The sequence below is a fragment of the Brevibacillus fluminis genome (genome assembly GCF_052072235.1).
Classification (GTDB): Bacteria; Bacillota; Bacilli; order Brevibacillales; family Brevibacillaceae; genus Brevibacillus_D; species Brevibacillus_D fluminis_A.
Genome location: NZ_CM125436.1, coordinates 1,973,704 through 1,997,914 on the forward strand (window position 1 = coordinate 1,973,704; position 24,211 = coordinate 1,997,914).

The 24,211-nt window shown below is 53.6% G+C and carries 23 protein-coding genes and 1 other RNA gene; 22 read left to right on the forward strand and 2 right to left on the reverse strand.

Annotation, left to right across the window (positions count from 1 at the left end):
• Positions 1–48 precede the first annotated feature (48 nt).
• From hisS to ACTID9_RS09840, 5 genes are all read left to right on the forward strand, one after another.
• Positions 49–1,347, forward strand: a complete 1,299-nt coding sequence (hisS, locus tag ACTID9_RS09820; protein ID WP_441071051.1) for a histidine--tRNA ligase — start codon at positions 49–51, stop codon at positions 1,345–1,347.
• A 37-nt stretch (positions 1,348–1,384) separates the two neighbouring features.
• The gene (gene aspS, locus ACTID9_RS09825; RefSeq protein WP_441071053.1) at positions 1,385–3,172 is read left to right on the forward strand and encodes an aspartate--tRNA ligase; all 1,788 of its coding nucleotides are present in this window, start codon (positions 1,385–1,387) and stop codon (positions 3,170–3,172) included.
• A 63-nt stretch (positions 3,173–3,235) separates the two neighbouring features.
• A non-coding RNA gene (ssrS, locus tag ACTID9_RS09830) (6S RNA) lies at positions 3,236–3,417 on the forward strand.
• Positions 3,418–3,477: 60 nt separating this feature from the next.
• Positions 3,478–4,233, forward strand: a complete 756-nt coding sequence (locus ACTID9_RS09835) for a tRNA threonylcarbamoyladenosine dehydratase (protein WP_441071055.1) — start codon at positions 3,478–3,480, stop codon at positions 4,231–4,233.
• A gap of 5 nt (positions 4,234–4,238) precedes the next feature.
• The gene (locus ACTID9_RS09840) at positions 4,239–5,576 is read left to right on the forward strand and encodes a replication-associated recombination protein A (protein ID WP_441072529.1); all 1,338 of its coding nucleotides are present in this window, start codon (positions 4,239–4,241) and stop codon (positions 5,574–5,576) included.
• Between the two features lie 57 nt (positions 5,577–5,633).
• Here the strand turns inward: ACTID9_RS09840 and ACTID9_RS09845 are convergent, their stop codons facing one another.
• Positions 5,634–5,807 carry a hypothetical protein gene (locus tag ACTID9_RS09845; protein ID WP_441071056.1) on the reverse strand — a complete coding sequence of 58 codons (174 nt, stop codon included), beginning with the start codon at positions 5,805–5,807 and terminating at the stop codon, positions 5,634–5,636.
• 110 nt (positions 5,808–5,917) lie between these two features.
• On the opposite strand from ACTID9_RS09845, the gene cymR reads away from it, so the two are divergent.
• The 9 genes from cymR to ACTID9_RS09890 all read left to right on the forward strand — a co-directional run bounded on the left by cymR (position 5,918) and on the right by ACTID9_RS09890 (position 15,377).
• Positions 5,918–6,337 carry a cysteine metabolism transcriptional regulator CymR gene (cymR, locus tag ACTID9_RS09850; RefSeq protein ID WP_441071058.1) on the forward strand — a complete coding sequence of 140 codons (420 nt, stop codon included), beginning with the start codon at positions 5,918–5,920 and terminating at the stop codon, positions 6,335–6,337.
• Between the two features lie 30 nt (positions 6,338–6,367).
• The gene (locus ACTID9_RS09855; RefSeq protein WP_441071060.1) at positions 6,368–7,510 is read left to right on the forward strand and encodes a cysteine desulfurase family protein; all 1,143 of its coding nucleotides are present in this window, start codon (positions 6,368–6,370) and stop codon (positions 7,508–7,510) included.
• 98 nt (positions 7,511–7,608) lie between these two features.
• Positions 7,609–8,178 (forward strand): NUDIX hydrolase, encoded by a 570-nt coding sequence (locus ACTID9_RS09860; protein WP_441071061.1) that lies wholly within the window; start codon positions 7,609–7,611, stop codon positions 8,176–8,178.
• 255 nt (positions 8,179–8,433) lie between these two features.
• A complete protein-coding gene (locus ACTID9_RS09865; RefSeq protein WP_441071063.1) occupies positions 8,434–10,089 on the forward strand; it encodes a methyl-accepting chemotaxis protein in 1,656 nt (551 codons plus the stop codon).
• Positions 10,090–10,173: 84 nt separating this feature from the next.
• Complete coding sequence (gene recD2, locus ACTID9_RS09870) at positions 10,174–12,441, forward strand: SF1B family DNA helicase RecD2 (protein WP_441071065.1); 2,268 nt, start codon at positions 10,174–10,176, stop codon at positions 12,439–12,441.
• A 73-nt stretch (positions 12,442–12,514) separates the two neighbouring features.
• Positions 12,515–13,012, forward strand: a complete 498-nt coding sequence (locus ACTID9_RS09875; RefSeq protein ID WP_441071068.1) for a PRC-barrel domain-containing protein — start codon at positions 12,515–12,517, stop codon at positions 13,010–13,012.
• Positions 13,013–13,034: 22 nt separating this feature from the next.
• Positions 13,035–13,232: a hypothetical protein gene (locus ACTID9_RS09880; RefSeq protein ID WP_122917566.1), complete on the forward strand. Its 198-nt coding sequence runs from the start codon at positions 13,035–13,037 to the stop codon at positions 13,230–13,232.
• A gap of 47 nt (positions 13,233–13,279) precedes the next feature.
• Positions 13,280–13,468: a hypothetical protein gene (locus tag ACTID9_RS09885; protein ID WP_441071070.1), complete on the forward strand. Its 189-nt coding sequence runs from the start codon at positions 13,280–13,282 to the stop codon at positions 13,466–13,468.
• Between the two features lie 250 nt (positions 13,469–13,718).
• Positions 13,719–15,377 (forward strand): peptide ABC transporter substrate-binding protein, encoded by a 1,659-nt coding sequence (locus ACTID9_RS09890; protein WP_441071071.1) that lies wholly within the window; start codon positions 13,719–13,721, stop codon positions 15,375–15,377.
• Positions 15,378–15,436: 59 nt separating this feature from the next.
• Here the strand turns inward: ACTID9_RS09890 and ACTID9_RS09895 are convergent, their stop codons facing one another.
• Positions 15,437–16,144 carry a TerC family protein gene (locus tag ACTID9_RS09895; protein WP_441071073.1) on the reverse strand — a complete coding sequence of 236 codons (708 nt, stop codon included), beginning with the start codon at positions 16,142–16,144 and terminating at the stop codon, positions 15,437–15,439.
• A 327-nt stretch (positions 16,145–16,471) separates the two neighbouring features.
• Here ACTID9_RS09895 and ACTID9_RS09900 point away from each other — a divergent pair, with 327 nt between their 5' ends.
• The 8 genes from ACTID9_RS09900 (at position 16,472) to udk (ending at position 24,162) form a co-directional block, all read left to right on the forward strand.
• A complete protein-coding gene (locus ACTID9_RS09900) occupies positions 16,472–17,536 on the forward strand; it encodes an AI-2E family transporter (protein ID WP_441071075.1) in 1,065 nt (354 codons plus the stop codon).
• A gap of 332 nt (positions 17,537–17,868) precedes the next feature.
• Positions 17,869–20,517, forward strand: a complete 2,649-nt coding sequence (gene alaS, locus ACTID9_RS09905; protein WP_441072531.1) for an alanine--tRNA ligase — start codon at positions 17,869–17,871, stop codon at positions 20,515–20,517.
• A gap of 72 nt (positions 20,518–20,589) precedes the next feature.
• Positions 20,590–20,859, forward strand: coding sequence for an IreB family regulatory phosphoprotein (locus ACTID9_RS09910; RefSeq protein ID WP_122917571.1), 270 nt, complete (start codon positions 20,590–20,592; stop codon positions 20,857–20,859).
• 9 nt (positions 20,860–20,868) lie between these two features.
• Complete coding sequence (ruvX, locus tag ACTID9_RS09915; RefSeq protein WP_441071078.1) at positions 20,869–21,282, forward strand: Holliday junction resolvase RuvX; 414 nt, start codon at positions 20,869–20,871, stop codon at positions 21,280–21,282.
• A gap of 5 nt (positions 21,283–21,287) precedes the next feature.
• Entirely contained in the window at positions 21,288–21,578 is a 291-nt protein-coding gene (locus tag ACTID9_RS09920; protein WP_441071080.1) for a DUF1292 domain-containing protein, read from the forward strand.
• Positions 21,579–21,789: 211 nt separating this feature from the next.
• The gene (gene mltG / locus ACTID9_RS09925) at positions 21,790–22,836 is read left to right on the forward strand and encodes an endolytic transglycosylase MltG (RefSeq protein ID WP_441072533.1); all 1,047 of its coding nucleotides are present in this window, start codon (positions 21,790–21,792) and stop codon (positions 22,834–22,836) included.
• Positions 22,837–22,863: 27 nt separating this feature from the next.
• Positions 22,864–23,499, forward strand: coding sequence for an O-methyltransferase (locus tag ACTID9_RS09930; protein ID WP_441071082.1), 636 nt, complete (start codon positions 22,864–22,866; stop codon positions 23,497–23,499).
• Between the two features lie 18 nt (positions 23,500–23,517).
• Complete coding sequence (gene udk, locus ACTID9_RS09935) at positions 23,518–24,162, forward strand: uridine kinase (RefSeq protein ID WP_441071084.1); 645 nt, start codon at positions 23,518–23,520, stop codon at positions 24,160–24,162.
• The last annotated feature ends 49 nt before the right edge of the window (positions 24,163–24,211 follow it).

Consider the following 24,211-nt stretch of genomic DNA (forward strand, 5'->3'; position numbering starts at 1 on the left):
GGGACGGGAGTTTTTTATTTCAATCACGTTTTGTTGGAGGAAGCGCTTATGGCCAAAATTCAAATTCCACGCGGCACGCAAGATGTCATGCCCGGGCAGGTCGAGCTGTGGCAGTACATCGAGCAAAAAATGCGCGAGCTGTGCCGCCGTTACAATTACGGTGAAATCCGCACGCCGATCTTCGAATCGACGGACCTGTTCCTGCGGGGCGTAGGGGAAACGACCGATGTCGTGCAGAAGGAAGTTTACTCGCTCGCATGGATCAAGGACAAACAAACGAAAGAGCTGACGCTCGGCGAAACACAGCAGGAGGGATTGACGCTCCGGCCGGAAAATACGGCGGGGGTTGTGCGCTCCTATGTGGAGAACAAGCTTTACGGCGCGGCGAACCAGCCGACCAAATGGTACTACATCGGACCGATGTTCCGCCACGAGCGTCCGCAAGCAGGCCGCTTCCGCCAGTTTACCCAATTCGGCGTGGAAGCGATCGGATCGGCTGATCCGGCGATCGACGCAGAGGTGATCTCGATTGCGATCCGCCTGTATGAGGAGCTGGGGATCAAAGGGCTGTCCGTCGAGCTGAACAGCGTCGGCACCCTTGAAGACCGCGCGCGCCACCGCACGCACCTGATGGCGTTTTTGGAAAATGTCCGCCATGATCTGTGCCCGGACTGCCAGGAGCGGATGGACCGCAACCCGCTGCGCGTGCTCGATTGCAAAGTGGAGAAATGCAAGACGCTGACAAAAGACGCCCCATCGATTTTGGAGCATCTGAGCGAAGAGTCTTCCGCCCACTTCCAGGCAGTGCAAGATTATTTGGCAGCGATCGGCATTCCGTTTACCATCAACCCGCGGATGGTGCGTGGGCTCGATTACTACACCCAAACGGCCTTTGAGATCAAAATGGCGGAAATCGGCGCAGTCGAAACGCTTTGCGGCGGCGGACGCTACAACGGGCTGGTTGCCGATCTCGGCGGCGAGGATATGCCGGGCATCGGGTTTGCGCTGAGCATCGAGCGCCTGCTCTTGGCGCTGGAAAAGCAAGGGATCGCGCTTCCGGTGGAAACCGGGATCGATTGCTTCATCGTCGTGCAGACCGAGCAGGCGAAAGCGACCGCCTTCAAGCTGCTCGACCAGCTGCGGCAAGCAGGCGTGATCGCCGAAATGGATTACCTCGGGCGCAAAATGAAAGCCCAACTGAAAGCGTCGGACCGTCTGCAGGCGAAATTTACCGCGATTATCGGCGAATCCGAGCTGGCAAACGGAACCGTTGTTTTAAAAGAAATGGCGACCGGCGAGCAGCGTGAATTGCCGCTGGGCGAATTGGCAGCAGCAATACGGAAATAAACACATACACAGTAGAGACAAAGTGGAGGGTTTAACAATGGCAAGCATTTATCGCACCCTGTTTTGCGGGGACGTGAGCAAGGAACAAATCGGGCAGGAAGTTGTGCTCAACGGTTGGGTTCAAAAGCGCCGCGACCTGGGCGGCGTCATTTTCGTAGACTTGCGCGACCGCAGCGGTCTGGTGCAAGTGGTTTTCAATCCGGAGTATGACAAAGCGGCATGGGAAAAAGCGGACCGCGTCCGCAGCGAATACGTTCTTTCCGTACGCGGAACAGTCGTAGCGCGCGCCGAAGAAGCGATCAACCCCAAGCTGAAAACAGGCGAGATCGAAGTTCACATCAACGAGATCACCATTTTGAACGAAGCGAAGACACCTCCGTTCCTGCTGGAAGACGACATCGAAGTCGATGAGCAGGTGCGGCTGAAATATCGTTATCTGGACCTGCGCCGTCCGGAAATGCAAAAAACGTTCTTGCTGCGCAGCAAAGCGACGAAAGCGTTCCGCGACTTCCTGGATCAAAACGGCTTCCTGGAAGTGGAAACGCCGATTCTCGGCAACAGCACGCCAGAGGGAGCGCGCGATTATTTGGTACCGTCCCGCGTGCATCCAGGCGAGTTCTACGCGCTTCCGCAATCGCCGCAATTGTTCAAGCAGCTGCTGATGGTTTCCGGCTTTGAGCGTTACTATCAAATTGCCCGTTGCTTCCGCGACGAAGACTTGCGCGCAGACCGTCAGCCGGAATTCACGCAGGTGGACATCGAGACTTCCTTCTTGCCGATGGAAGAACTTTTGCCGATGATGGAACAAATGGTCGCACACGTATTCAAAGCAACCGTCGGCATCGACGTTCCAACTCCATTCCCGCGCCTGACTTATGCCGAAGCGATGGATCGTTACGGCTCCGACAAACCGGATGTGCGCTTTGGCATGGAATTGACCAGCATTTCCGACCTGGTGGAAAACTGTCAGTTCAAAGTGTTCGCAAGCGTAGTCGCTGGCGGCGGTCAAGTAAAAGGGATCAATGCAAAAGGCTGCGGTCATTATTCCCGCAAAGAAGCGGACGATCTGACCAAGTTCGTGAACCGCTACGGTGCGAAAGGCTTGGCATGGATGGGCTTCAAGGACGGCGAGATCAAAGGGCCGATCGCCAAGTTCTTCAGCCCGGAAGAAATCGACGCGATCAAAGAGCGCATGGGAGCGGAAGAAGGCGACTTGCTGTTGTTCGTTGCTGACAAACCGAAAGTGGTCGCGGACGCACTCGGCGCGCTGCGCAGCAAATTCGGCGCGGAGCTTGGCCTGATCAACAATGAAGAGTTCAAGTTCCTGTGGGTGGTTGACTTCCCGTTGGTTGAGTGGGATGAGGAAGAAGGCCGCTATGTTGCCCTGCACCATCCGTTCACTCGTCCAAAAGACGAAGACTTGCACCTGTTCGACACGAACCCTGGCCAAATGCGTGCGCAAGCGTACGACATGGTGTTGAACGGCTATGAGCTGGGCGGAGGCTCGATGCGGATCTACAACCGCGACGTACAGGAAAAAATGTTCCAAACGCTGGGGCATTCCCCTGAAAGCGCGCGCGAAAAATTCGGCTTCCTGCTGAATGCGTTCGATTACGGTACGCCTCCGCACGGCGGAATGGCGCTGGGCCTCGACCGTCTGATCATGCTCCTGGCCGGCCGCACCAACCTGCGCGAGGTCATCGCGTTCCCGAAAACGGCGAGCGCGAGCGATTTGATGCTGAATGCGCCAAGCGAAGTGGACGCTGCGCAGCTGAAGCAAATTCACATTGCCACAACAGCAGTAAAAGAAGAGGTTGAAGCGTAAGCGGTTTTCCCTTGGGCTAACTTGCACGCCTGCTTTTTCTTGTGTTACCATAACAATAACGAATAAGCCCTGCGATGTACGTGCCTACCGATTGTTTTGAGCCACAAATGTTTTATCGGGAGTTTTGCGTCCGGCCGGCGAAGACATGCCTCGTTCGAGTGGAAGTCTGATGCTGGTCGGCCATGCACCCACCTGCTAGCTGGCAGGTTCAAAACTGAGGTACAGTACGGCATAACGGGGCTTTTTTTCGCCGTTTACCAATCCTACTTTTCCGATTGAATATAAAGTGAAAGGTTGTTTCAATTATGTTGCATCAATTTTCACGCTGCGAATTAGCAATGGGTCCCGAAGGGCTCGAAACGATGAAAAACAGTACCGTAGCGGTTTTGGGCGTCGGCGGCGTCGGATCGTTTACGGTTGAAGCATTGGCCCGGACGGGTGTCGGCAAACTGATCCTGATCGACAAAGACGTCGTGGACATCACGAACATCAACCGACAGATTCATGCCACGCTGCATACGATCGGCCAGCAAAAGACCGAGCTGATGAAAGAGCGCATCGCCGCGATCAACCCGGAGTGCGAGGTCGTCACCATGCAAATGTTTTATGACGAAACCACCGCACCGCAATTGTTTGCCCACAAACTCGATTACATCGTGGATGCGATGGACACGATGTCTGCCAAAATCCACCTCATCGTAGAAGCGAAAAAGCGCAACATTCCGATCATTTCCAGCATGGGTGCAGCCAACAAAATGGACCCGACCCGTTTTGAAGTGACGGACATTTCCAAAACGAGCTATGACCCGATCGCCAAGGTGCTGCGCCGCGAATTGAAAAATTACGGCATTTACAAAGGCGTGAAGGTTGTTTACTCCAAAGAGATTCCCGTCGCGATCCATACCGATGTGCGCGAAAAAATCGTCACGAATCCAGACTCGCCGATTCGCAAGGTAAAACAGCCTCCAGCGAGCAACGCGTTTGTTCCGTCGGTGGCAGGGTTGATTTTGGCCAGCGTCGTGGTTCGGGATCTGTTAAACTGGCAGCCGGCTAAAGGGTGAGTATGATGGATGATCTGTTTTCGTTTTCGTATGAAGAAAAAGATTCAGGCCGAATGAAGCCGCTGGCGGCACGGATGCGTCCGAAAACGGTGGACGAGATCATCGGGCAGAGCCATATCATCGCGCCGGGCAAGCTGTTGCGCCGGGCGATCGAGGCTGACCATCTCTCGTCGCTCATTTTTTACGGACCGCCGGGAACAGGGAAAACCACGCTGGCAAAGGTGATTGCCAATTCGACCAAATCGCATTTTGTGGAATTGAACGCGGTGACTGCCGGTGTCGCCGACATCCGGAAAGTGGTGGACGAAGCGAGGGACAGGCTGGTCATGTCGTCTACGCGCACGACCTTGTTCGTCGATGAGATTCACAGATTCAACAAAGCGCAGCAAGATGCGCTTTTGCCATTTGTCGAGGAAGGAACGATCATTTTGATCGGAGCCACGACAGAAAATCCGTATTTCGAAGTGAACGCGGCACTGCTTTCCCGTTCGCAAATATTCCGGCTTCATTCGCTCGACACGGATGAACTGCGGGAAGTGATGCGGCGGGCGCTGACCGATGAGAAGGACGGGCTCGGTGAACTGTATGTTCGCGTGACGCCCGAGGCGGAGGAGCATTTGATCCACTATGCGGAAGGCGATGCGAGACGGCTGCTGAACGCATTGGAGCTGGCTGCTTCCACGACTCCGCTGTCTGCCGACGGCTCCATCGAAATCACGCTGGACGTTGCGGTTGAATCGATTCAACGGCGGGCGGTTCGTTATGATAAGAATGGAGACAACCACTACGATACAATCTCTGCATTTATCAAATCGATTCGCGGCTCCGATCCTGATGCCGCGCTGTATTGGCTGGCCCGCATGATCGACGCGGGGGAAGATCACCGCTTTATCGCGCGCAGGCTGGTCATCTCCGCTTCCGAGGATATCGGCAATGCGGACCCGAATGCGGTGACGGTTGCCATCTCGTGTTTTCAGGCGCTTGAGCTGGTGGGCATGCCGGAAGGGCGGATTCCGCTTGCACAGGCGACCACATACTTGGCATGCGCTCCGAAAAGCAATGCGGCCTACAACGGGATCAATCAAGCGCTCGCTCGCATCCAAACCGACGGGCACAAGCCTGTTCCCATGCACTTGCGCGACCAAAGCTACAAGGGAGCGGCCAAGCTTGGGCATGGCGCAAGGTATTTGTACCCGCACGATGATCCGGAAGGCTACATTCCGCAGCAATACTTCCCCGACGGGGTTTCTTACCGGTTTTATCAACCGAAAGAGATTGGCTACGAACATGAGATCCGCGCGCGTCAAGAAAAGCGCAGACAGCGCGCTGAAAAAGGCGAATAGCGGATATTCACATAGGAAAAGCTCCTCATGGAATCCCATCAGGAGCGTAAAAAAAGGTTAGGTGCGAACGGTGCCGTCAGGCTTGTTCGGCAAATCGCCGGCTTCATCCGGCACTTTGCTGATGATATCCGCGCCAAAGCGCGCTTTATGCGCGATGGTTCCGGCTGGATACTCGTAGATCGTGTCAGACGGGTGATTGCGTCCGCGTTCGGAACGTTTGTTGGTAGCCATTTGGCCGTCACCTCCTGTACCGTATTTTCTCCACATCATATCTGCACATGTATGACAAATAATGCGTGATCACGCAACAGACAAAGGCTTAGAGAGGAGTGTTGTTGGGAGTGAAAATTTCAACAAAAGGACGTTATGGATTGACCATTATGATGGAGCTTGCTTCCCGCCACGGCGAAGGGCCGACATCGCTCAAGAGCATTGCCACACGCCATGAGCTGTCGGAGCATTACCTGGAGCAGCTGATCGCTCCGCTGCGCAACGCCGGCCTGGTGAAAAGCATCCGCGGTGCGTATGGCGGTTATGTTTTATCAAAATCACCGGAGGAGATCACTTCCGGCGATGTGATTCGTGTTCTGGAAGGGCCAATCAGCCCGGTCGAGTTCACGGAAGAGGAAGATCCGGCAAAACGCTACCTGTGGCTGCGCATCCGCGACAGCATTTCAGCGGTGCTGGATTCGACCACGCTCGCAGACCTCATCAATTACAAGGATGATGGTTTGTCCGACGGCTATATGTTCTATATTTAACGGATTGATCAGTTTAGAGAGGAAGTTCAGGTGACAGACGTGCGATATTTTGATCATGCGGCGACTACGCCGTTGCACCCGCAGGTCGTCGACGCGATGCAGCCGTATTTGCATGAGCATTTCGGCAATCCGTCCAGTTTTCATCGGTACGGTCGCGCTGCACGTGCGGCAGTAGAAACGGCCCGGGAAGAAATGGCCCGCTTGCTGGGGATTACGCCACGCGAACTGATTTTTACCGGCGGCGCGACGGAAGCGGACAATACGGCGATCATTTCGATGGCGTTGGGGCTTCGCCACAAAGGCAACCACATCATCACGACGGCGATTGAGCACCATGCGGTTTTGCATGCTTGTGAGTATTTGCAATCGCTTGGCTTTGACGTAACCTATTTGCCTGTCGATGAAACCGGAATGGTTCATCTGGAAACGCTGAAAGCTGCGGTACGTGAGGATACGATCCTGGTTTCGATCATATACGGCAACAACGAAGTGGGAACGATCCAGCCGATCGAGGCGATCGGAGCGTTTTTGCGTGAGAAAGACATTTTGTTCCATACGGATGCCGTTCAGGTGGCCGGAGCGATTCCGCTGAATGTGGGGCAGCTGCCGGTCGATCTGCTTTCGCTCACGGCCCACAAAATCAACGGTCCCAAAGGCATCGGCGCTTTGTATGTGCATAAAAACGTCAATTTCCATCCGTTTATCCACGGTGGCGCACAAGAGCGGAAGCGTCGTGCCGGTACAGAAAACGTAGCGGGCATCGTCGGTTTCGCGGAAGGGCTTAAACGCAGCGTGCAAGAGCTTGACGAGCGGGTTGCGAAATACAGAGCGATGCGCGAGGCGATGCTGTCCGTCTGGGCGGAGAGCGGCATCGAGTTTGCCGTCAATGGCCATCCCGAAACCTATTTGCCGCATATTTTGAACGTGAGCTTTCCTGCGGTCGATACCGAAACGATGCTGATGAATCTCGACATTGCAGGCATCGCGGCTGCGAGCGGTTCTGCGTGCACGTCCGGTTCGCTGGAGCTTTCCCATGTGCTCGTCGCGATGGGATTGCCAGAGGAACGGGCCAATTCTGCCATCCGCTTCAGCTTTGGTCTGGGCGTGGATGTCGAGGATGCGGTTCACGCAGCGCAAGCGGTCGTGGCGATCATCAAGCGGATCAAGCGATAGGCTTGGCAGCGGGTAGAAAAGAAAGTCAGGAAACCATCCGCTCATTTGGAGTGGGTGGTTTTTTAAAAAAACGAAATGCGGGAGCTTCAGGAGGAAACATGATACGTTATAACATTTGTTTCATTCAACAAGGCGATCGCTTCCTGCTGCTGAATCGAGAGAAGCCAAGCTGGATGGGATGCTGGAATGGCGTCGGGGGCAAACTCGAGCCGCATGAATCACCACGTCAGTCGATGATCCGTGAAATTGCAGAGGAAACGGGTCTGACAGATGCAGCGTATTTGCTGACCTACAAAGGGCTGGTATCGTGGACGGTTGATCGCGAGCAATTTGGAGGCATGTATCTGTATGCTGCTTCCGTTGCGGAACCGTTCGCGTATGCGACGCCCCGGAAGACAGAGGAGGGCATCCTCGACTGGAAAACGTTGGAGTGGATCTTGCATCCGAAAAATCAAGGTGTCTCGACAAACATCCCGCTGATCATGACGCATTTGGCGGAGCCGTTCCCCTTCCACCATCATTGCCACTACGCTGACGACAAACTGGCAGCTGCGATGACGGTGCCACTGGAAACGGCAACAGAAAAGCGGGAGCAAATGAATGAATACTTGAAAAAATTTATGACCCAAAACGGTTTGAAAGCGAATCAGCCGATCGCCAATCGATAGCGTTACCCACAGCCCAACATGCACCCTGCCCGCGTGTTCGGCTATTTTTTTTCCGTCTAACCCCGGGTTCCACACGATCCGATTGTTTCTCACCGGCAAGATGGATGGTGAATAAACGGTGAAAAAGCGATTGCGAAAATTTGACAAAAAAATGTTAAAGATTCACATGCGTGTAGATTTATTCGTGACGCTGGTAATGGTACACTTTACCTATTACTGGTCTGCATATGCAGTCATAGGAGGTTATTCGATTTTATGAACAAAAAGGTTTCCATCCGCTTTAAACTGCTGGTAACGATCATTATCATCACGTTGGCGCCGATTTTCGCGCTGAGTTACCTGCAGTACATAAGCGCCGAAAAAGCTGTCAAAAACCTGACGACACAGGATCTGAAGTATTTGACGCACCTTAAAGCGATGGAGCTGGCTCCTTTGCTGCAAAAGACCGACCTGACCGACAGCGAAAAGGCCAAGGTTGACGAAATGGTGAAGGATGTCGCGACCACCTACTATCAACCAAACGGGATGATTGGCTACGCATACATCTTTGACAATACCGGAACGCTTTTGTTCCATCCGAAAGAACCAGGCAAAAACGTCGGACAGGAAGCGTTCATGAAGCAAATGATTCAGGAGAAAACCGGTTATTTGGAATATTTATGGGAAGGCAAGAAAAAAATCACGGCGTATGAGGAGCTGCCGAATGGCTGGATGCTGGCGATCGGCAGCTATGAAGACGATTTGCTGCAACCGATCAACAAAAACAAAATCGTCATGTTCGCGATTGCCGTCGCGGCCTTTGTCGTCGCAGCCATCGCGGGAATTTTTATCGTGAGCCGCATTCTTGTTCCGCTGCGCAAGCTGGTCACAGCGATGAAAGCGGCGGAGACCGGGGATTTGACCGTGCAGGTGCCGGTTCAGACGGGTGACGAACTGGGCCAGCTGTCTGCCATGTTCAATGAGATGATGACGGTCTTCCGCAGGATGCTCGCGGAAGTACAGGAGGTCTCCGAGCAAGTGGCGGCTTCATCGCAGCAGCTGACCGCAAGCGCGGCGGAAAGTGCGCGTGCCTCCGAACAAATTTCGATCGCGGCGACCGACATTGCGCAAGGCTCGGAAGCCCAAAAGGAAACGGTGCAGCGGACCACCAGGTCGCTGCATAGCATCGGACAAGATATCGGGCAGATCGCCAAGTATGCCGATCATGTCAATTCCGATTCCCAGGAAGCCTATCAGTTCGCGCACGAGGGCGAGCAGAAGCTGGGCGAGCTGGTCAAGGAGATGGATGAGATCACCTGTAAAGTCCAGTCGACGGAAAAGGTGATCCGGGACTTGGGAGCGCAATCGGAACAAATACTCGGAATTATTACAATGATTCGGGAAATCAGCAGCCAGACGAATTTGCTGGCCTTGAATGCCGCGATCGAAGCGGCGCGCGCAGGCGAGCAAGGACGCAGCTTCGCGGTGGTTGCGTCCGAGGTGCGCAAGCTTGCGGAGCAATCCGGCAAATCGGCGGAAGAGATTTCTGCCTTGATCCATACGATCAACGACGAGATCAGCCAAGCGGTCCGCGCAATGGAGCAGACGACAGAGGTTGTGCGCTTCGGACGCGAAGGGGTGTCGACGGCAGGGGAAGCGTTCCAGCGCATTTTGCACTCGGTCGATGACGTCAACAAGCAAATTACGCGGATGAACCAATCGTCACAGGCGATTGCCCGGGATACGCAAAAAATTGTCGAAGATGCGGACAAAATTTCGCTCCTTGCTGAACAGGCTGCTGTCGACACGCAGGAGGTCGCCGCTGCGTCCGAACAGCAAACCGCTACGTCGGAAGAGATGAGCGCGGCATCAGACGTGCTGGCAATCATGGCGGAGAAGTTGTCAGAGCAGGTGAAACGGTTTACAATTTAACGAAGAGATGGAGCGATCATGAGAATCCACTTGTCTTGTAAGTGGATTCTTTTTATTACGGTACTGGAGAAAGGAGGGGTCTTGATGGCGCAAGAATCCCTTTCGCTGTTTGCCGAAACCTACGTGCGCGGCCATGTTGTCCAAGAAATTTTTTATAACGAAGAAAACTGGTACGGCGTGTTTCGGGTACGGGTGGAAGAGACCACCGAGCCAATCAAAGACAAGGAAACCGTTGTAGTCGGACACTTCCCTCGGCCGCATGAAGAAGAATTGTATACCTTTTACGGGGAATGGAAGGTTCATCCCAAATTCGGCTCGCAATATATCGTGAGCCGGTACGAACGGGAAACACCGAAAACAAAGTCAGGCGTGGAACGCTATTTGGCGAGCGGACTGTTTACCGGCATCGGCAAAAAGCTGGCCAAACGGATCGTCGAGCATCTGGGGGTGGACGCGCTCAGCGTCATCGCAGATGATCCGGACCAGCTGCAAGCGATTCCGGGCATTTCGCCGACCCGGGCAAAGCTCATTTATGATTCCGTGCTGGAGCATCGCTCGCTGGAGAGGACGATGGTCTTTCTGTACGAATTCGGCATCGGCGTGCATTTGGCGCTGCGGATTTATCAGACGTACAAGCTGGCGACGATGACGGTTCTGACCGAAACGCCGTATAAACTGATCGAGGATATTCAAGGGATCGGGTTCAAACGTGCAGATGAAATTGCGCGGGCAACCGGTGTGGCGGCATCCTCGCCGGAGCGGCTGCAGGCGGCTGCGATTTATATCATGCAGGAAGCGTCCTATGGGGAAGGAAACGTATATTTGCCCATGAAAGATGTGTGCGAGCGGACGCTGCAACTGTTGCAGGAAGCCGGGGGCCACACGTTTACCCACGAAGAAGCGGAGGGCGCCCTTCAGGAGATGCATCTCGCCCAAAAGCTGTACTACGATGATGACGACAAAATTTATTTGCCGTCGCTGTTCTTTGCGGAAATCGGTTTTGCCAAACGCGTGCGCTACTATGCCGATCGGGAGCCGGAGACCGTTTTTCCCGCATCCGAATTTTACAGTGCGCTTGGCAGGGTGGAGGATGAGCTGGGCATCACCTATGCCCCGACGCAGCGAGAGGCGGTCGAAAAAGCGGTTTCCTCCGGCTTCATGCTGTTGACAGGCGGACCGGGTACAGGGAAGACGACGGTCATTCGGGGGATTTGCCGCGTGTTTTCACAGCTGCACGGCATCTCCCTTGATCTGAAAAAATACGATCAGCATGAAAATCCGTTTCCGATCTTGCTGGTCGCACCGACAGGCCGTGCCGCGAAGCGCATGACCGAGACAACGGGGCTGCCCGCGATGACGATTCACCGTCTATTGGGGTGGAACGGGCAGCAATTCGAGCACGATCAGGAGCAGCAGGTGCGGGGGCGATTGCTGATCGTCGATGAAATGTCCATGGTCGACATTTGGCTTGCCAATCAGCTGTTCCGTGCGCTGCCGGACGACATCCAGATCATTCTGGTCGGCGACCCGGACCAGCTGCCATCCGTCGGCCCGGGAAATGTGCTGCTCGATCTGTTGTCAGCTGATTTTTTACCGCGTGTCCAGCTTACCGATATTTATCGTCAGGCGGAAGAATCGTCCATCATCAGGCTTGCACATGACATTCGCCAAGGAAAAGTACCGGATGATTTGCTGACGTTTTTGCCGGATCGGCGCTTTTTCACAAGTTCGCCACAAGATGTCGTAAAAATTGTGAAACAAATTTGCGCCGGGGCCGTAAAAAAAGGGTATACTGCGAAAGATATTCAGGTTTTGGCCCCGATGTACAAAGGTGTGGCAGGGGTCAACCAGCTGAACGCAGAGCTGCAGGCCCTGTTTAATCCCGCTTCCGAGACGAAACGGGAGATTACGTTCGGGGAGACCGTATTCCGTACGGGAGACAAAGTGCTGCAATTGGTCAACAACGCGGAAGAACATGTGTTCAACGGCGATATGGGCGAAATTGAGGCGATTTTCCGTCCGAATGAGAATGAGGAAAATGAAGAGCAGATGGTCATTTCCTTTGACGGGAGAGATGTTGTCTATCGGCGGTCGCAGTACCACCAGCTTACGCTCGCGTACTGCTGCTCCGTTCATAAATCGCAGGGCAGTGAATTCCCGATCGTGATCATGCCATTCGTCCGGAATTATTTCCGGATGCTCCGCAGAAAGCTGGTGTATACCGGCATCACGCGGAGCAAGTCGTTTCTGATTATGTGTGGTGATCAGGAAGCGTTTCGCATGGCGGTCGAAAACGATGACGAAGGCGTGCGCTACAGTCATTTGAACCAGCGCCTTCGTGTGAACAGCTGATGGTTGGAACAGTTTGTTTCGTATGAGGAGTAGCCTCTTGCCTGATACTACAAAGGCGGGAGGGATGTCCCTGATGCGCAAAGCACTGGATGCTATAGGCCTGCCGATTCTTTCAGTTGCCAGCGGACAAGTGACAGGAATGGTCCGCGATATTCTTTGTGACGCTTGCGGACGTACGCTGGGAGTCGTCACCAAAGAGGCAAACTGGATGCACGATGGGATGTACATTCCGTTTCAAGCGATTCATTCAGTGGGCCAGGATTACCTGACCGTGCATGACGATTCGGCGTTAACTCCTCTGCATACGCTGCGAAACCTGGAAACGATCAGCCTGGTTACGGGAAAGTCCAAGCTTAAAGGAAAAACAGTCGTGACCGATAAAGGGGAACGGCTGGGAACCATCGAAGATGTTTACTTCTCCACGAATTGGGAGAAGCTTGTAGGGTATGAATTATCAAACGGGTGGATAACGGATTTGACGGAGGGGCGCAAACGTCTCGCCGCAAAAGATGGTTGTATTATCGGGGATGAAACGCTGATCGTACCCAATTCAATTCGTATCCAGGCGTAAGAGGTGCAAGGAGGAGAGCGTCATGCGAGTGATTTGCCCCAATTGTAATTCCAAAGATATCGGCAAAATTGGTACAAACCAATACTATTGCTGGAACTGCTACGTCGAATTGAGCGTGGCGGGAGAACAGGTATCCTCGATCTACCAGGTCGAAGAAGATGGTTCTCTGCAGTCGTTGAACGATTTGTTTTTTGAAGATCAGGTTTTGCCTGCCCAATAAAACAGCCATCGATCGTTTCGCCCAAAACGCTTAGAGGAGGAATGAAGATGTCTCGACGCAATCTGTTAAGTGTACTGATCACAAGCGGTATCGTAGCCGCCATCGGCTATATGCTGATCCCGAAACGTCGCAATGGGTTTTCGTTGAACATCAATCGTTTGCCTCTGTCGCGCAAAAATATGATGAAAGCAGGAACGATGCTTTTTCGTTCCTTGCGAACAGCCGTAGCCAGATAATCAAAAAAGCAGCTGTCCGATGCGGGCGGCTGTTTTTTTGCATCTGTGAAATCATTATTTTTTATAAAGGGAAATAAAGGGAAAACCCGTTTGGACAACGGAAAAATAAACAAAGGAAAACACTTGCGATCTTCATGATTTTTTATAAATAATTTTTAGATAAATCAAAATAAAATATATTCACGAAGTATTCAAATAAATTTGAAAGCGTTGTAAATTAATGGTCAATACCGTTTAGGGGGTATCATCCATGAGAAAGAACGCTTTTGTATTACTCAGCTCCATCGCCTTGGCTTCCGCCGCGATGGCAGGCTGTGCGGGCAATCAGACGCAAGAGAGCGCACAACCATCCACAACAAACCAGGAGGCGACTGCGCCATCGGCTGCAAAAACAGACAGTGCCAAGCCGAAGCTGTTCCGCATCGCCATTACGTCAGAGCCTTCTACGGCTGATCCGGCGATCGCCGAGGATAATCAGTCCAATATGATGGTGACCTCGACGTTTGCCGGTTTGACCCGAATCGGCGAAGACGACAAGCCACATGAGGAAGTTGCGGAAAAAATCGACGTGTCGCCCGATGGCTTGACCTATACGTTCCACCTGCGCGACTCGAAATGGAGCAACGGCGATCCGGTGACTGCCCATGATTTTGAGTTCGCGTGGAAACGGGCGCTCGCGCCGGAGACGGCATCCAATTATGCGTACCAGCTTTACTACATCAAAGGCGGGGAAGCCTACAATACGAAAAAAGGGAAAGTGGAAGATGTCGGCGTAAAAGCGCTTGACGACAAGACGCTGGAAGTGAAGCTGGCGAATCCGACGCCGTTCTTCCTGGAGCTGACGGCATTCATGACCTATATGCCGGTCAATGAGAAGGTGGTCAAAGCCAATCCGAAATGGGCGCTCGAGGCTGCGACGCATGTTGGCAACGGACCGTACAAATTGGCCGATTGGCAGCACAAAAGCAAAATCGAGTTGACGAAAAACGACACCTATTGGGATAAAGACAACGTCAAAATGGATAAAATCGATGTCAGCATGATCGAGGACGAAAACACCGCTTTGTCCATGTTTGATAATGGCGAATTGGATTGGGATGGCGCGCCATACAACACCATTCCGCTCGATGCGATGCCATCGCTGAAAGATTCCGGCAAGGTGAAAATCAAACCGATCGCCACATCGTACTGGTACAAATTCAACACAGAAAAAGCTCCCTTCAACAATGCCAAGATTCGCAAAGCGTTCGCCTATGCGATCGACCGCAAAAGCCTGATCGACAATGTCACGCAAGCTGACCAGTTGCCGGCGATGGGACTTTTTCCACCATCGATGGCCGTGAAGCCTGACGGATATTTTAAAGACAACGATGTCGAGACCGCCAAGCAATTGTTGGCGGAAGGAATGAAGGAGCTCGGCATTACCAAGCGGCCGCCTATCACGATTTCGCACAATGCCGGAGACGGGCACAAAAAGATTGCGGAAGCGATTCAGGGACAATGGAAAAAAGCGCTCGGGGTCGATACCAAAATCGAGAGTCAGGAATTCAAGGTTTACCTGGAAACGCTGCATCAAGGAACATACCAGGTCGGCCGCATCGGCTGGATTCCGGACTTCAACGACGCGATCAATTATGCTGAGGTGTTCAAGGACAAAAACGGCGGCAACAACGATACGCGCTGGGAAAATCCAAGATACAAGGAGCTGGTCAACCAGGCCGGCAAAGAGACTGATCCACAGAAACGCAAAGCGCTGTTCGCGGAGGCAGAGCAGATCATCATGGATGAAATGCCGTTCATCCCGATCTATTACTATACGCGCGCATGGGTCGAAGGGGACAATGTGGCCCACGGCATTTACCAAGATCCGCTTGGCAACAGCGATTTGAAATGGGTCGATATGAAGTGAGAATGGAAAAACCCCGTCTGGCTGCCCGGACGGGGTTTCACGTTTGCCTTGCGGAGTCATTACATTGCGCTGCGTTCGTCCACTTCATGCGCATCGGCTTGCGCAGACTGCGGACGGCGTCGGCCAAACCAGAGGACACCGGCGATCACGACCAGGATGATGCCCCATTTGATCAGCGGGTTTTCGCCAACATACGGCTTCAACAAGGCTTCGCTCGTGATCATGCTGCCAGCCGTATAAGCGAGCACCGCGGCCCCGATGTAAATCGTCGACGGAAACCGCTCCATCAGCTTCAACACGAAGCTGCTTCCCCACACCATCAGCGGAACGCTGATGACCAGGCCGGTGATGACCAGCCCAAAGCTTCCGTGCGCGGCACCGGCGACGGCGAGTACATTGTCGATGCCCATGACCGTATCTGCCACGACGATGGTGCGGATCGCCGCCATCAGGCTGGTGCCGGTCTTCATGCCGCTCCCGTGCGCTTCTTTGTCTTCCTGCAGCAGCTTGTAGGCGATCCAGACCAGCATCAGGCCGCCTGCGACCAATAGGCCGGGTATTTTGAGCAAATACACAACCGCAAGCGTCGCCAGCGCACGGATGATGATCGCGCCGACCGTCCCGTACACGATCGCTTTTTTCTGCTGCTCTTTCGGCAGGTTGCGCGCGGCCATGCCGATGACAATCGCATTGTCGCCGGCCAGCACCAAATCAATCACAACGATGGCCAACAGCGCGGAGAAAAAATCAAGTGACAACCATTCCATACTCCCATCTCCTTTTTCTTTCTGTTTTTTTCTCACGCAAGGCCGAAAAACCAAAACGACCTCGCCAAGGCTTGGCAAAGGTCGTTTTTTGCGCAAAAAAGACCTTTACCGTAAATGGCAAAGGTCTTGCTTACAACGTGTCCGTTGTCTGTACAACCGGGGAATGTGATTCCCGTAATGACGACTGTACAGTCCAGCTACTCCCCTTTGGAGGTGAATCATATAAGTTGATTCTAATCTGTTACTGGCTGGCTGTCAATAGGTGTACATGTTTCTTTTTGGCACTGCACATGCTAGTGGAGAGGAAAGAATAGGAGGGATTCGGGCATGGAAACGGTGCGGCAATCCCGCTTCGTGCAGATCGCGGTCAATGTGATCCTGGTGCTCGTGATTCTGAGCCTGCTATGGTTTCTGCGGCCGATCTGGACCAAGGCTTGGCATGTCATCGAGGAAATTCTCGTTCCGTTTTTGTTCGGCATTTTGATCGCGTACCTGCTTCACCCGATCGTCTGCATGCTCGAGCGGCGAAGGGTTCCACGGATGGTGGCCGTGCTGCTGATCTACCTGTCGTTCGTGCTTGTCGTCGTGATTGCGTGCGTCAATGCGATCCCGGTGTTCACCAAACAGCTGATCGAGCTGTCAGACGATATTCCCCGGCTGACCAATTGGTACCATTCGTGGCTGCAGGAGTGGGAATATCACAAATATTTTTTGCCGCAAAGCATCTCCAACGGGGTGGACCGTGTCATCGTCCAGTCGCAGGAGAAGATGGCGGCAGGGATCGGACAAATCGTCAACAATGCCAAAAGCACGATCGGGAAGCTGCTTGCCTATGCGGTGATTCCGTTTATCGCGTTTTATTTGCTTAAAGACATGAAGTCGATCCATGAGGGCGGCATGCTGATCATCCCGCGGCGCTACCGCAAGCACGCACAGGCATTGCTGCGCGATGTAAACGACTCGCTGGGCAAATATTTGCACGGGCAAATGGTCGTGGCCTTAATCGTCGGGGCGTGCGCCTATTTGGCGTATTGGCTGGTGGATATGCCGTATCCGTTTGTGCTCGCTTCGTTCGTTTGCCTGACGAACATCATTCCGTACATCGGGCCGATCATCGGGGCGGCGCCTGCGCTTGTCATCGCATTTACCATCTCGACGAAAACCGTGCTGGTCGTCTTGGCCGTCAACCTGGTCATTCAGGTGCTGGAAGGCAACATCATTTCGCCCAACATCGTCGGACGTTCGCTTCATCTGCACCCGCTCCTGATCATCCTTGCCTTGCTCACCGGGGAGGCGATCGGCGGGATTGTCGGGCTGATCGTCGCGCTGCCAGTGCTGGCCATCCTGAAGGTCGTCATCAGCAGAATCGCCCTGATCATGCGCGAAGATTGACATCGCTGCAGGAAAAATCTATAATACGAATGAACTACCATTCCAGCAAAATGGAATAGTGATCGATGAAGGATCGAGTAGGCAGCAGACCTTTTCCAGAGAGAGCGCCCCCCGGCTGCAAGGGCGTTCAAAAGAAGAGTTGCCGAAGGCTAATCCGAAGACTGGGAAAAAACCAGCGGTCAGACGCCGTTATCGTCTCTGAAAGCGACAGTTTTGCCACGACGCGCATGTGCGCCACGGCGAATCTGTAAGCAGGGTGGTACCGCGAGAAAACAGTTCTCGTCCCTGAGGGGATGAGGGCTTTTTTTATTTTTTTAGGAGGTTTGGTAATGATGAAGAAATTAACCGGTAATCAAATTCGTCAAATGTATCTCGATTTCTTCAAAAGCAAGGGGCACCATGTGGAGCCGAGCGCACCGCTTGTGCCGCATGACGATGCGTCTCTTTTGTGGATCAACTGCGGGATGGCGCCGCTGAAAAAATATTTCGATGGACGCGAGATTCCAGACAATCCGCGCATCACGAACTCGCAAAAATCGATCCGCACCAACGATATCGAAAACGTCGGCCGCACAGCCCGCCACCATACGTTCTTTGAAATGTTGGGCAACTTCTCCATCGGCGATTATTTCAAAAAAGAATCGATTCACTGGGCATGGGAATTTTTGACCAGCCCGGAATGGATCGGTTTCGATCCTGAGCTGCTGTCCGTTACCATCCATCCGGAAGATGACGAGGCGTATGCGATCTGGCACAACGAGATCGGCATTCCGGCAGAGCGGATCATCCGTTTGGAAGGCAACTTCTGGGACATCGGCGAAGGCCCATCCGGTCCGAACACCGAGATTTTCTATGACCGCGGCGAGAGCTTCGGCAACGATCCGAATGATCCTGAACTGTATCCTGGCGGAGAAAACGAACGCTATCTGGAAATCTGGAACCTGGTGTTCTCCGAGTTCAACCATAATCCGGACCACACGTACACGCCATTGCCGAAAAAGAACATCGATACCGGCATGGGGCTGGAGCGGATGGCATCCGTTATCCAGGGAAAAGACAACAACTTCGAAACGGACTTGCTGTTCCCGCTGATCGAGGCAACCAGCAAACTGTCCGGCGTCGCTTACAAAGCGAGCGCGGAAACCGATGTGGCATTGAAAGTGATCGCCGACCACGTGCGTACCGTCGTGTTCGCGACTGGCGACGGCGCGCTGCCATCCAATGAAGGCCGCGGCTATGTCATCCGCCGTTTGCTCCGCCGCGCTGTCCGCATGGGCAAGCTGCTCGGGATCGAGAAGCCGTTCCTGTGGCAATTGACCGGTGTTGTCTGCGACATGATGGGCGACCATTATCCGGAAATCACCGAGAAGCGCTCCTTTATCGAAAAAGTGATTCGCGCCGAAGAAGAGCGTTTCCATGAAACATTGAATGACGGCTTGAACATTCTCTCCGACATGGTGAAGGCGACGAAAGCAGCCGGCGGCACGCAACTCTCCGGACCAGACACGTTCAAGCTGTATGACACATACGGCTTCCCGGTTGATTTGACCGAGGATTTCGCATTGGAGCAAGGGCTGACCGTTGACCGCGAAGGCTTTGACCAGGCGATGAACGAACAGCGTGAGCGTGCCCGCGCTGCCCGCCAAGATGTGGACAGCATGAAGACTCAAGGCGGCCCGCTGGGCGAGCTGACGGTTACAAGCGAATTTGTTGGGTATACTGAATTGGAAAGCACTTCCACCGTCGTGGCGATCATTGCCGACAACCAGCTGGTCGATACAGCCGAGGAAGGGCAAACCGTGCAGGTTGTGCTCGACCGCACGCCATTTTATGCGGAGAGCGGCGGTCAGATCAATGACCAAGGTACGCTGACCTCCGATTTGGTCAAAGCGCGCGTGCTTGATGTGCAAAAAGGGCCGATGGGCCAAAACGTGCATACCGTCGTGATTGAGGCAGGCTCCCTGTCCAAAGGAGCAGAGGTACACAGCGCGGTTGACCGCGAAGCGCGCCTCGATATCGTGAAAAACCATACCGCGACCCACTTGCTGCACCAGGCGCTGAAAGATGTGCTGGGCAAACACGTAAACCAGGCAGGCTCGCTGGTTGCGCCGGAGCGTTTGCGCTTTGACTTCAGCCACATCAGCGCGATCACGCCTGAGGAGCTGGAGCAAATCGAACAGATCGTCAACCAAAAGGTGTGGGCGAATCTGGCTGTGGACATTTCGCTCAAACCGATCGCGGAAGCGAAAGCAATGGGCGCCATGGCGCTGTTCGGTGAGAAATACGGCGACATCGTGCGTGTGGTAAAAGTGGAAGACTACAGCCTGGAATTGTGCGGCGGTTGCCATGTGAACAACACAGCGGAAATCGGGTTGTTCAAAATCGTGAGCGAGAGCGGTATTGGCGCAGGTACGCGACGTATCGAAGCGGTAACCGGACGCGGCGCGTTCCAGTACCTGAACCAGCAGCTGTCGACGCTGCGCGAGGTGGCACATGCCGTTAAATCGCCAATTCTGGCGGAAACGCCTGCCCGTGTGGAAGCGGTCCAGCAGCAGCTCAAAGAAGTGCAGCGTGAAAACGAATCGCTGCGTGCCAAGCTGGGCAACATCGAGGCTGCATCGCTCGTCGAGCAAGTCAAGGAAGTCGGCGGCGTGAAAGTATTGGCTGCGCGCGTATCCGCAACCGATATGGACAACTTGCGCGGCATGATGGATGAATTGAAAAACCAATTGGGCTCTGCCGTCATCGTGCTTGGAGCTGCGGAAGGCGACAAGGTGAACCTGGTTGCAGGCGTCACCAAAGATTTGATCGACCAAGGCTTCCATGCCGGCAAAATCATCAAAGAGGTGGCAACGCGCTGCGGCGGTGGCGGCGGCGGACGTCCGGACATGGCGCAAGCCGGCGGAAAAGATCCATCCAAATTGAACGAAGCGCTGGCAGCTGCACTCGAAATGGTACAAACCCAGGCGGTTGCAAAATAAACAAGCAGGAGTTTTTGGGGTGCCAGACGAATAAACTGGGTATCAAACCCTTGACGAACCGAGGTGTTACAGATGAATTTCATGGATAATACGATGAAATACTCCGTTCCTAAAGACAATAGCGAAGCTGAGGTGAGGGAAACCTTGACCGAGGTGTACAAAGCGCTGCAGGAGAAAGGATACAATCCGATCACGCAGATCGTGGGCTACTTGCTCTCCGGGGACCCGGCGTTTATTCCACGGCACAACAACGCGCGCAGCCTGATCGGCAAGATCGAACGCGACAAATTGATTGAAGAATTGGTGCGGGGCTATTTAGCCAACCAGAAGAAAGAATCGTAGCGGAGGATTATGCGAGTAATTGGCTTGGATTATGGCGACAAGACGATTGGCGTCGCGGTCAGCGATGAATTGGGCTGGACGGCCCAGGGGGTCGAAACGATCCGGCGCCAATCGGGTGAAAAAGATTTGGCACGTCTGCGCGAGCTGATCGGACAGTATCAGGTAGGGAAGATCGTCGTCGGTCTTCCGAAAAACATGAACGGGACGATCGGCCCGCGAGGCGAGCTTTGCCAAAAATTTGCTGACAAATTGGCACGGGAATTCTCTCTTCCGGTTACACTATGGGATGAACGACTGACCACGATGGCAGCCGAAAAAATGTTGATCTCCGCCGATGTGAGCAGGGAAAAACGCAAAAAAGTAATTGATAAAATGGCGGCGACCCTCATTTTGCAGGGATACCTGGACGCCAATTCGAGGTGACGAACATGAGTGAAGAGATGATGGAAGAGTTTGAAGTAGGCGACGTAATCGCGTTGACCGAGGAAGGGAACGACGAGTCCCGCGATTTTCGGATCATGTACATTTTTGACATCGAGGACCAGTCCTATCTGGTGTTGGTCCCGGTAGATCAAGAAGAGGACGAAGAGTACGAGGTGCACTTCCTGCGTTACGACGGTACGGACATGCTCCAGCCGATCGAGGACGATGAAGAGTGGGAGCGCGTCGAGGCTACGTTCGAGACGCTGATCGCGGATCTGGAAAAAGACGACATCTAAGAGGAAAGCCGGTGGGCCATCATGGCCGCCGGCTTTTTTGCTGGCTGCAATCGCCAGTTGGAAGATGACAACTTTTCTGCCGCGAGATGGTGCAAGCGGGACAATCTTTCGGTATAATGTATGGCGACGAGGGACAGAGGAGGCTATGTGCTTGAACCAACCGAACAAAAAAATAGAGAGACCGGTTGTGATCAGATCGGCGAATAACGGGATGAGGCGCCGGGGCAATCGGATCATCAAGCTGATTCTCGGTGTCATCATCTTGGGTATAGTGGCATTGGGCGCAGGGGGACTCTATGTTTATTGCGAGCTGCAGCCCGTCGAAGGCACGGGTACCAAGCAGGTTGTAATTCCTCCAGGCTCATCGGTCGCCGAGATCGGAACGATTCTGGAGCAAGCCGGACTCATCAAAAACGGTACGTTGTTTCGCTATTATGTGAAGCTGAAAGGAATCGGCAACCATTTGCAGGCCGGTGAATACAAGCTCACGGCAGGGCTTCCGATCGAGCAGCTGATCGCACCGATCCAAGAGGGCGACGTGGTAGACAATTCGGTCCGTTTCACGATTCCGGAAGGCTGGAATATCGAGCAAATCGCAGCGTCGCTGGAGGAAAAAGGTCTGGTGGCCAAAGCCGATTTTTTAAAGGAAGCGAATGAAGGACAGTTTCCCGAATTTCCGTTTGTCGCCCAAATTCCGCAAAACAAAGAGCGAAAAAATCGATTGGAAGGCTATTTGTTTCCGGAAACGTACGATGTGAACAAAGGCGCGAACGCACATGACATTCTCGCCAAGATGCTGGGGCAGTTCGACAAGGAATTCAAGCCAGAATGGAAAAACGCACTGAAGGCGCACAATTTGACAGTGGATGACGCGGTCAATCTGGCTTCGATCGTTGAGCGGGAAGTGGTCGTTGACAAGGAGCGTCCGATTGTCGCGGGTGTGTTTTTTAACCGGATGCGCGATGGCTGGATGCTGCAGTCCTGTGCGACCGTTCAGTTCGTGCTGGGCAAGCAGCGGGATCGGATCACGTTTGACGATCTCAAAATCAACAGCCCTTATAACACATATATCCACAAAGGCTTGCCGCCTGGACCGATCGCCAATCCGGGCAGAGCTTCGCTGGCCGCTGTCGTGGAGCCGGCAAAAACCGATTATTTCTTTTTCGTCACCAAAAAGGACGGGTCCTCCGAGCACTTTTTTTCCAAAACGCTCGCGGAGCATTTGGCCAAGGATGCAAAGAGCAGAGGAAACTGGTAAGCAAATGTGTGAAGGAGGTTTTTTTGTATGATTACGGCACCGCAAATTGAGGCGTATATCGCCTCGCTCATTCCGGCACGTTCGCCGCTGTTGACCCGGATGGAGGAAGAGGCTCACGCCGAGCACATTCCGATCATCCAGCTGCCGTCCGCGCAGCTGATGCGTTTTTTGGTGATGCAGCATCAGCCCAAATCGATTCTGGAAATCGGCACGGCGATCGGGTATTCGACGATCTGGCTTGCGGAAGCAGCACCCGCTGCCCGGATCGTTACGATGGAGATCGACCAGGAGCGGATCAGCCGCGCACGGCAAAATTTCGCTGAAGCGGGCGTGACCGAGCGCATCGAGCTGTTGGATCAGGATGCGACGACAGGCTTGCCTGAGAGCTATCGCTTCGACTGCCTGTTCATTGATGCAGCAAAGGGGCAATACCGCACGTTTCTCGATCTGTATGTGCCGCACCTGAATCCAGGCGGCCTGGTTATCAGCGATAATGTGCTGTTTCGCGGTCAGGTGGCTGATCCTGAATCCGCAACGCCACGTCAGCGGCCAATGGTTGAGAAAATCGATGGTTTTAATCGTTATTTGGCAGCGCATCCACAGCTCGACACGACCTTCATCCCCATCGGCGATGGACTGGCTGTCAGCGTATTGCGTACGTAAGGAAGGGGAATTTACAAGATGGCGCACCACCCAATTTTGATCGGGGTTGCGGGAGGAAGCGGTTCCGGCAAAACGACCGTTGCTTCCGCCTTATATAAACAGTTTCAACATGAAAGCATTACGATGATCGAGCAGGACTCCTATTATAAAGACCAGTCGCACATGCTCCCGGAGGAACGGGTCAATACGAATTATGATCATCCGCTTGCGTTCGACAATGATTTGCTGCTGCATCATTTGCAAGAGCTGATGGCAGGCAGAAGCATCCGCAAGCCGGTCTATGACTTCAAGGTGAACAACCGCGCCAAAGAATCCGTCCTGGTTGAGCCGAAAGATGTCATCATCCTGGAAGGGATGATGATTTTCGAGGACGAGCGCATCCGCGATTTGATGGACATCAAGGTTTTCGTCGATACGGATGCCGACGTGCGGATCGTGAGGCGGATCCAGCGTGACATCGAGGAACGGGGCCGGACGCTCCAATCGGTCATCGACCGGTACTTGAATGTGGTGCGCGTGATGCACCTGCAATTCATCGAGCCGACCAAACGCTATGCGGACATCATCGTACCTGAAGGCGGCTACAACCGTGTCGCGCTTGATCTGCTCGCGAACAAGATCGACAGCATTTTGGCGGAAAAACGAGAATATCAGGAGCAATAAGATGCGTGTGTTCCCTCCATTTGGCAAATACTAAGTGCCGATTGGGGGG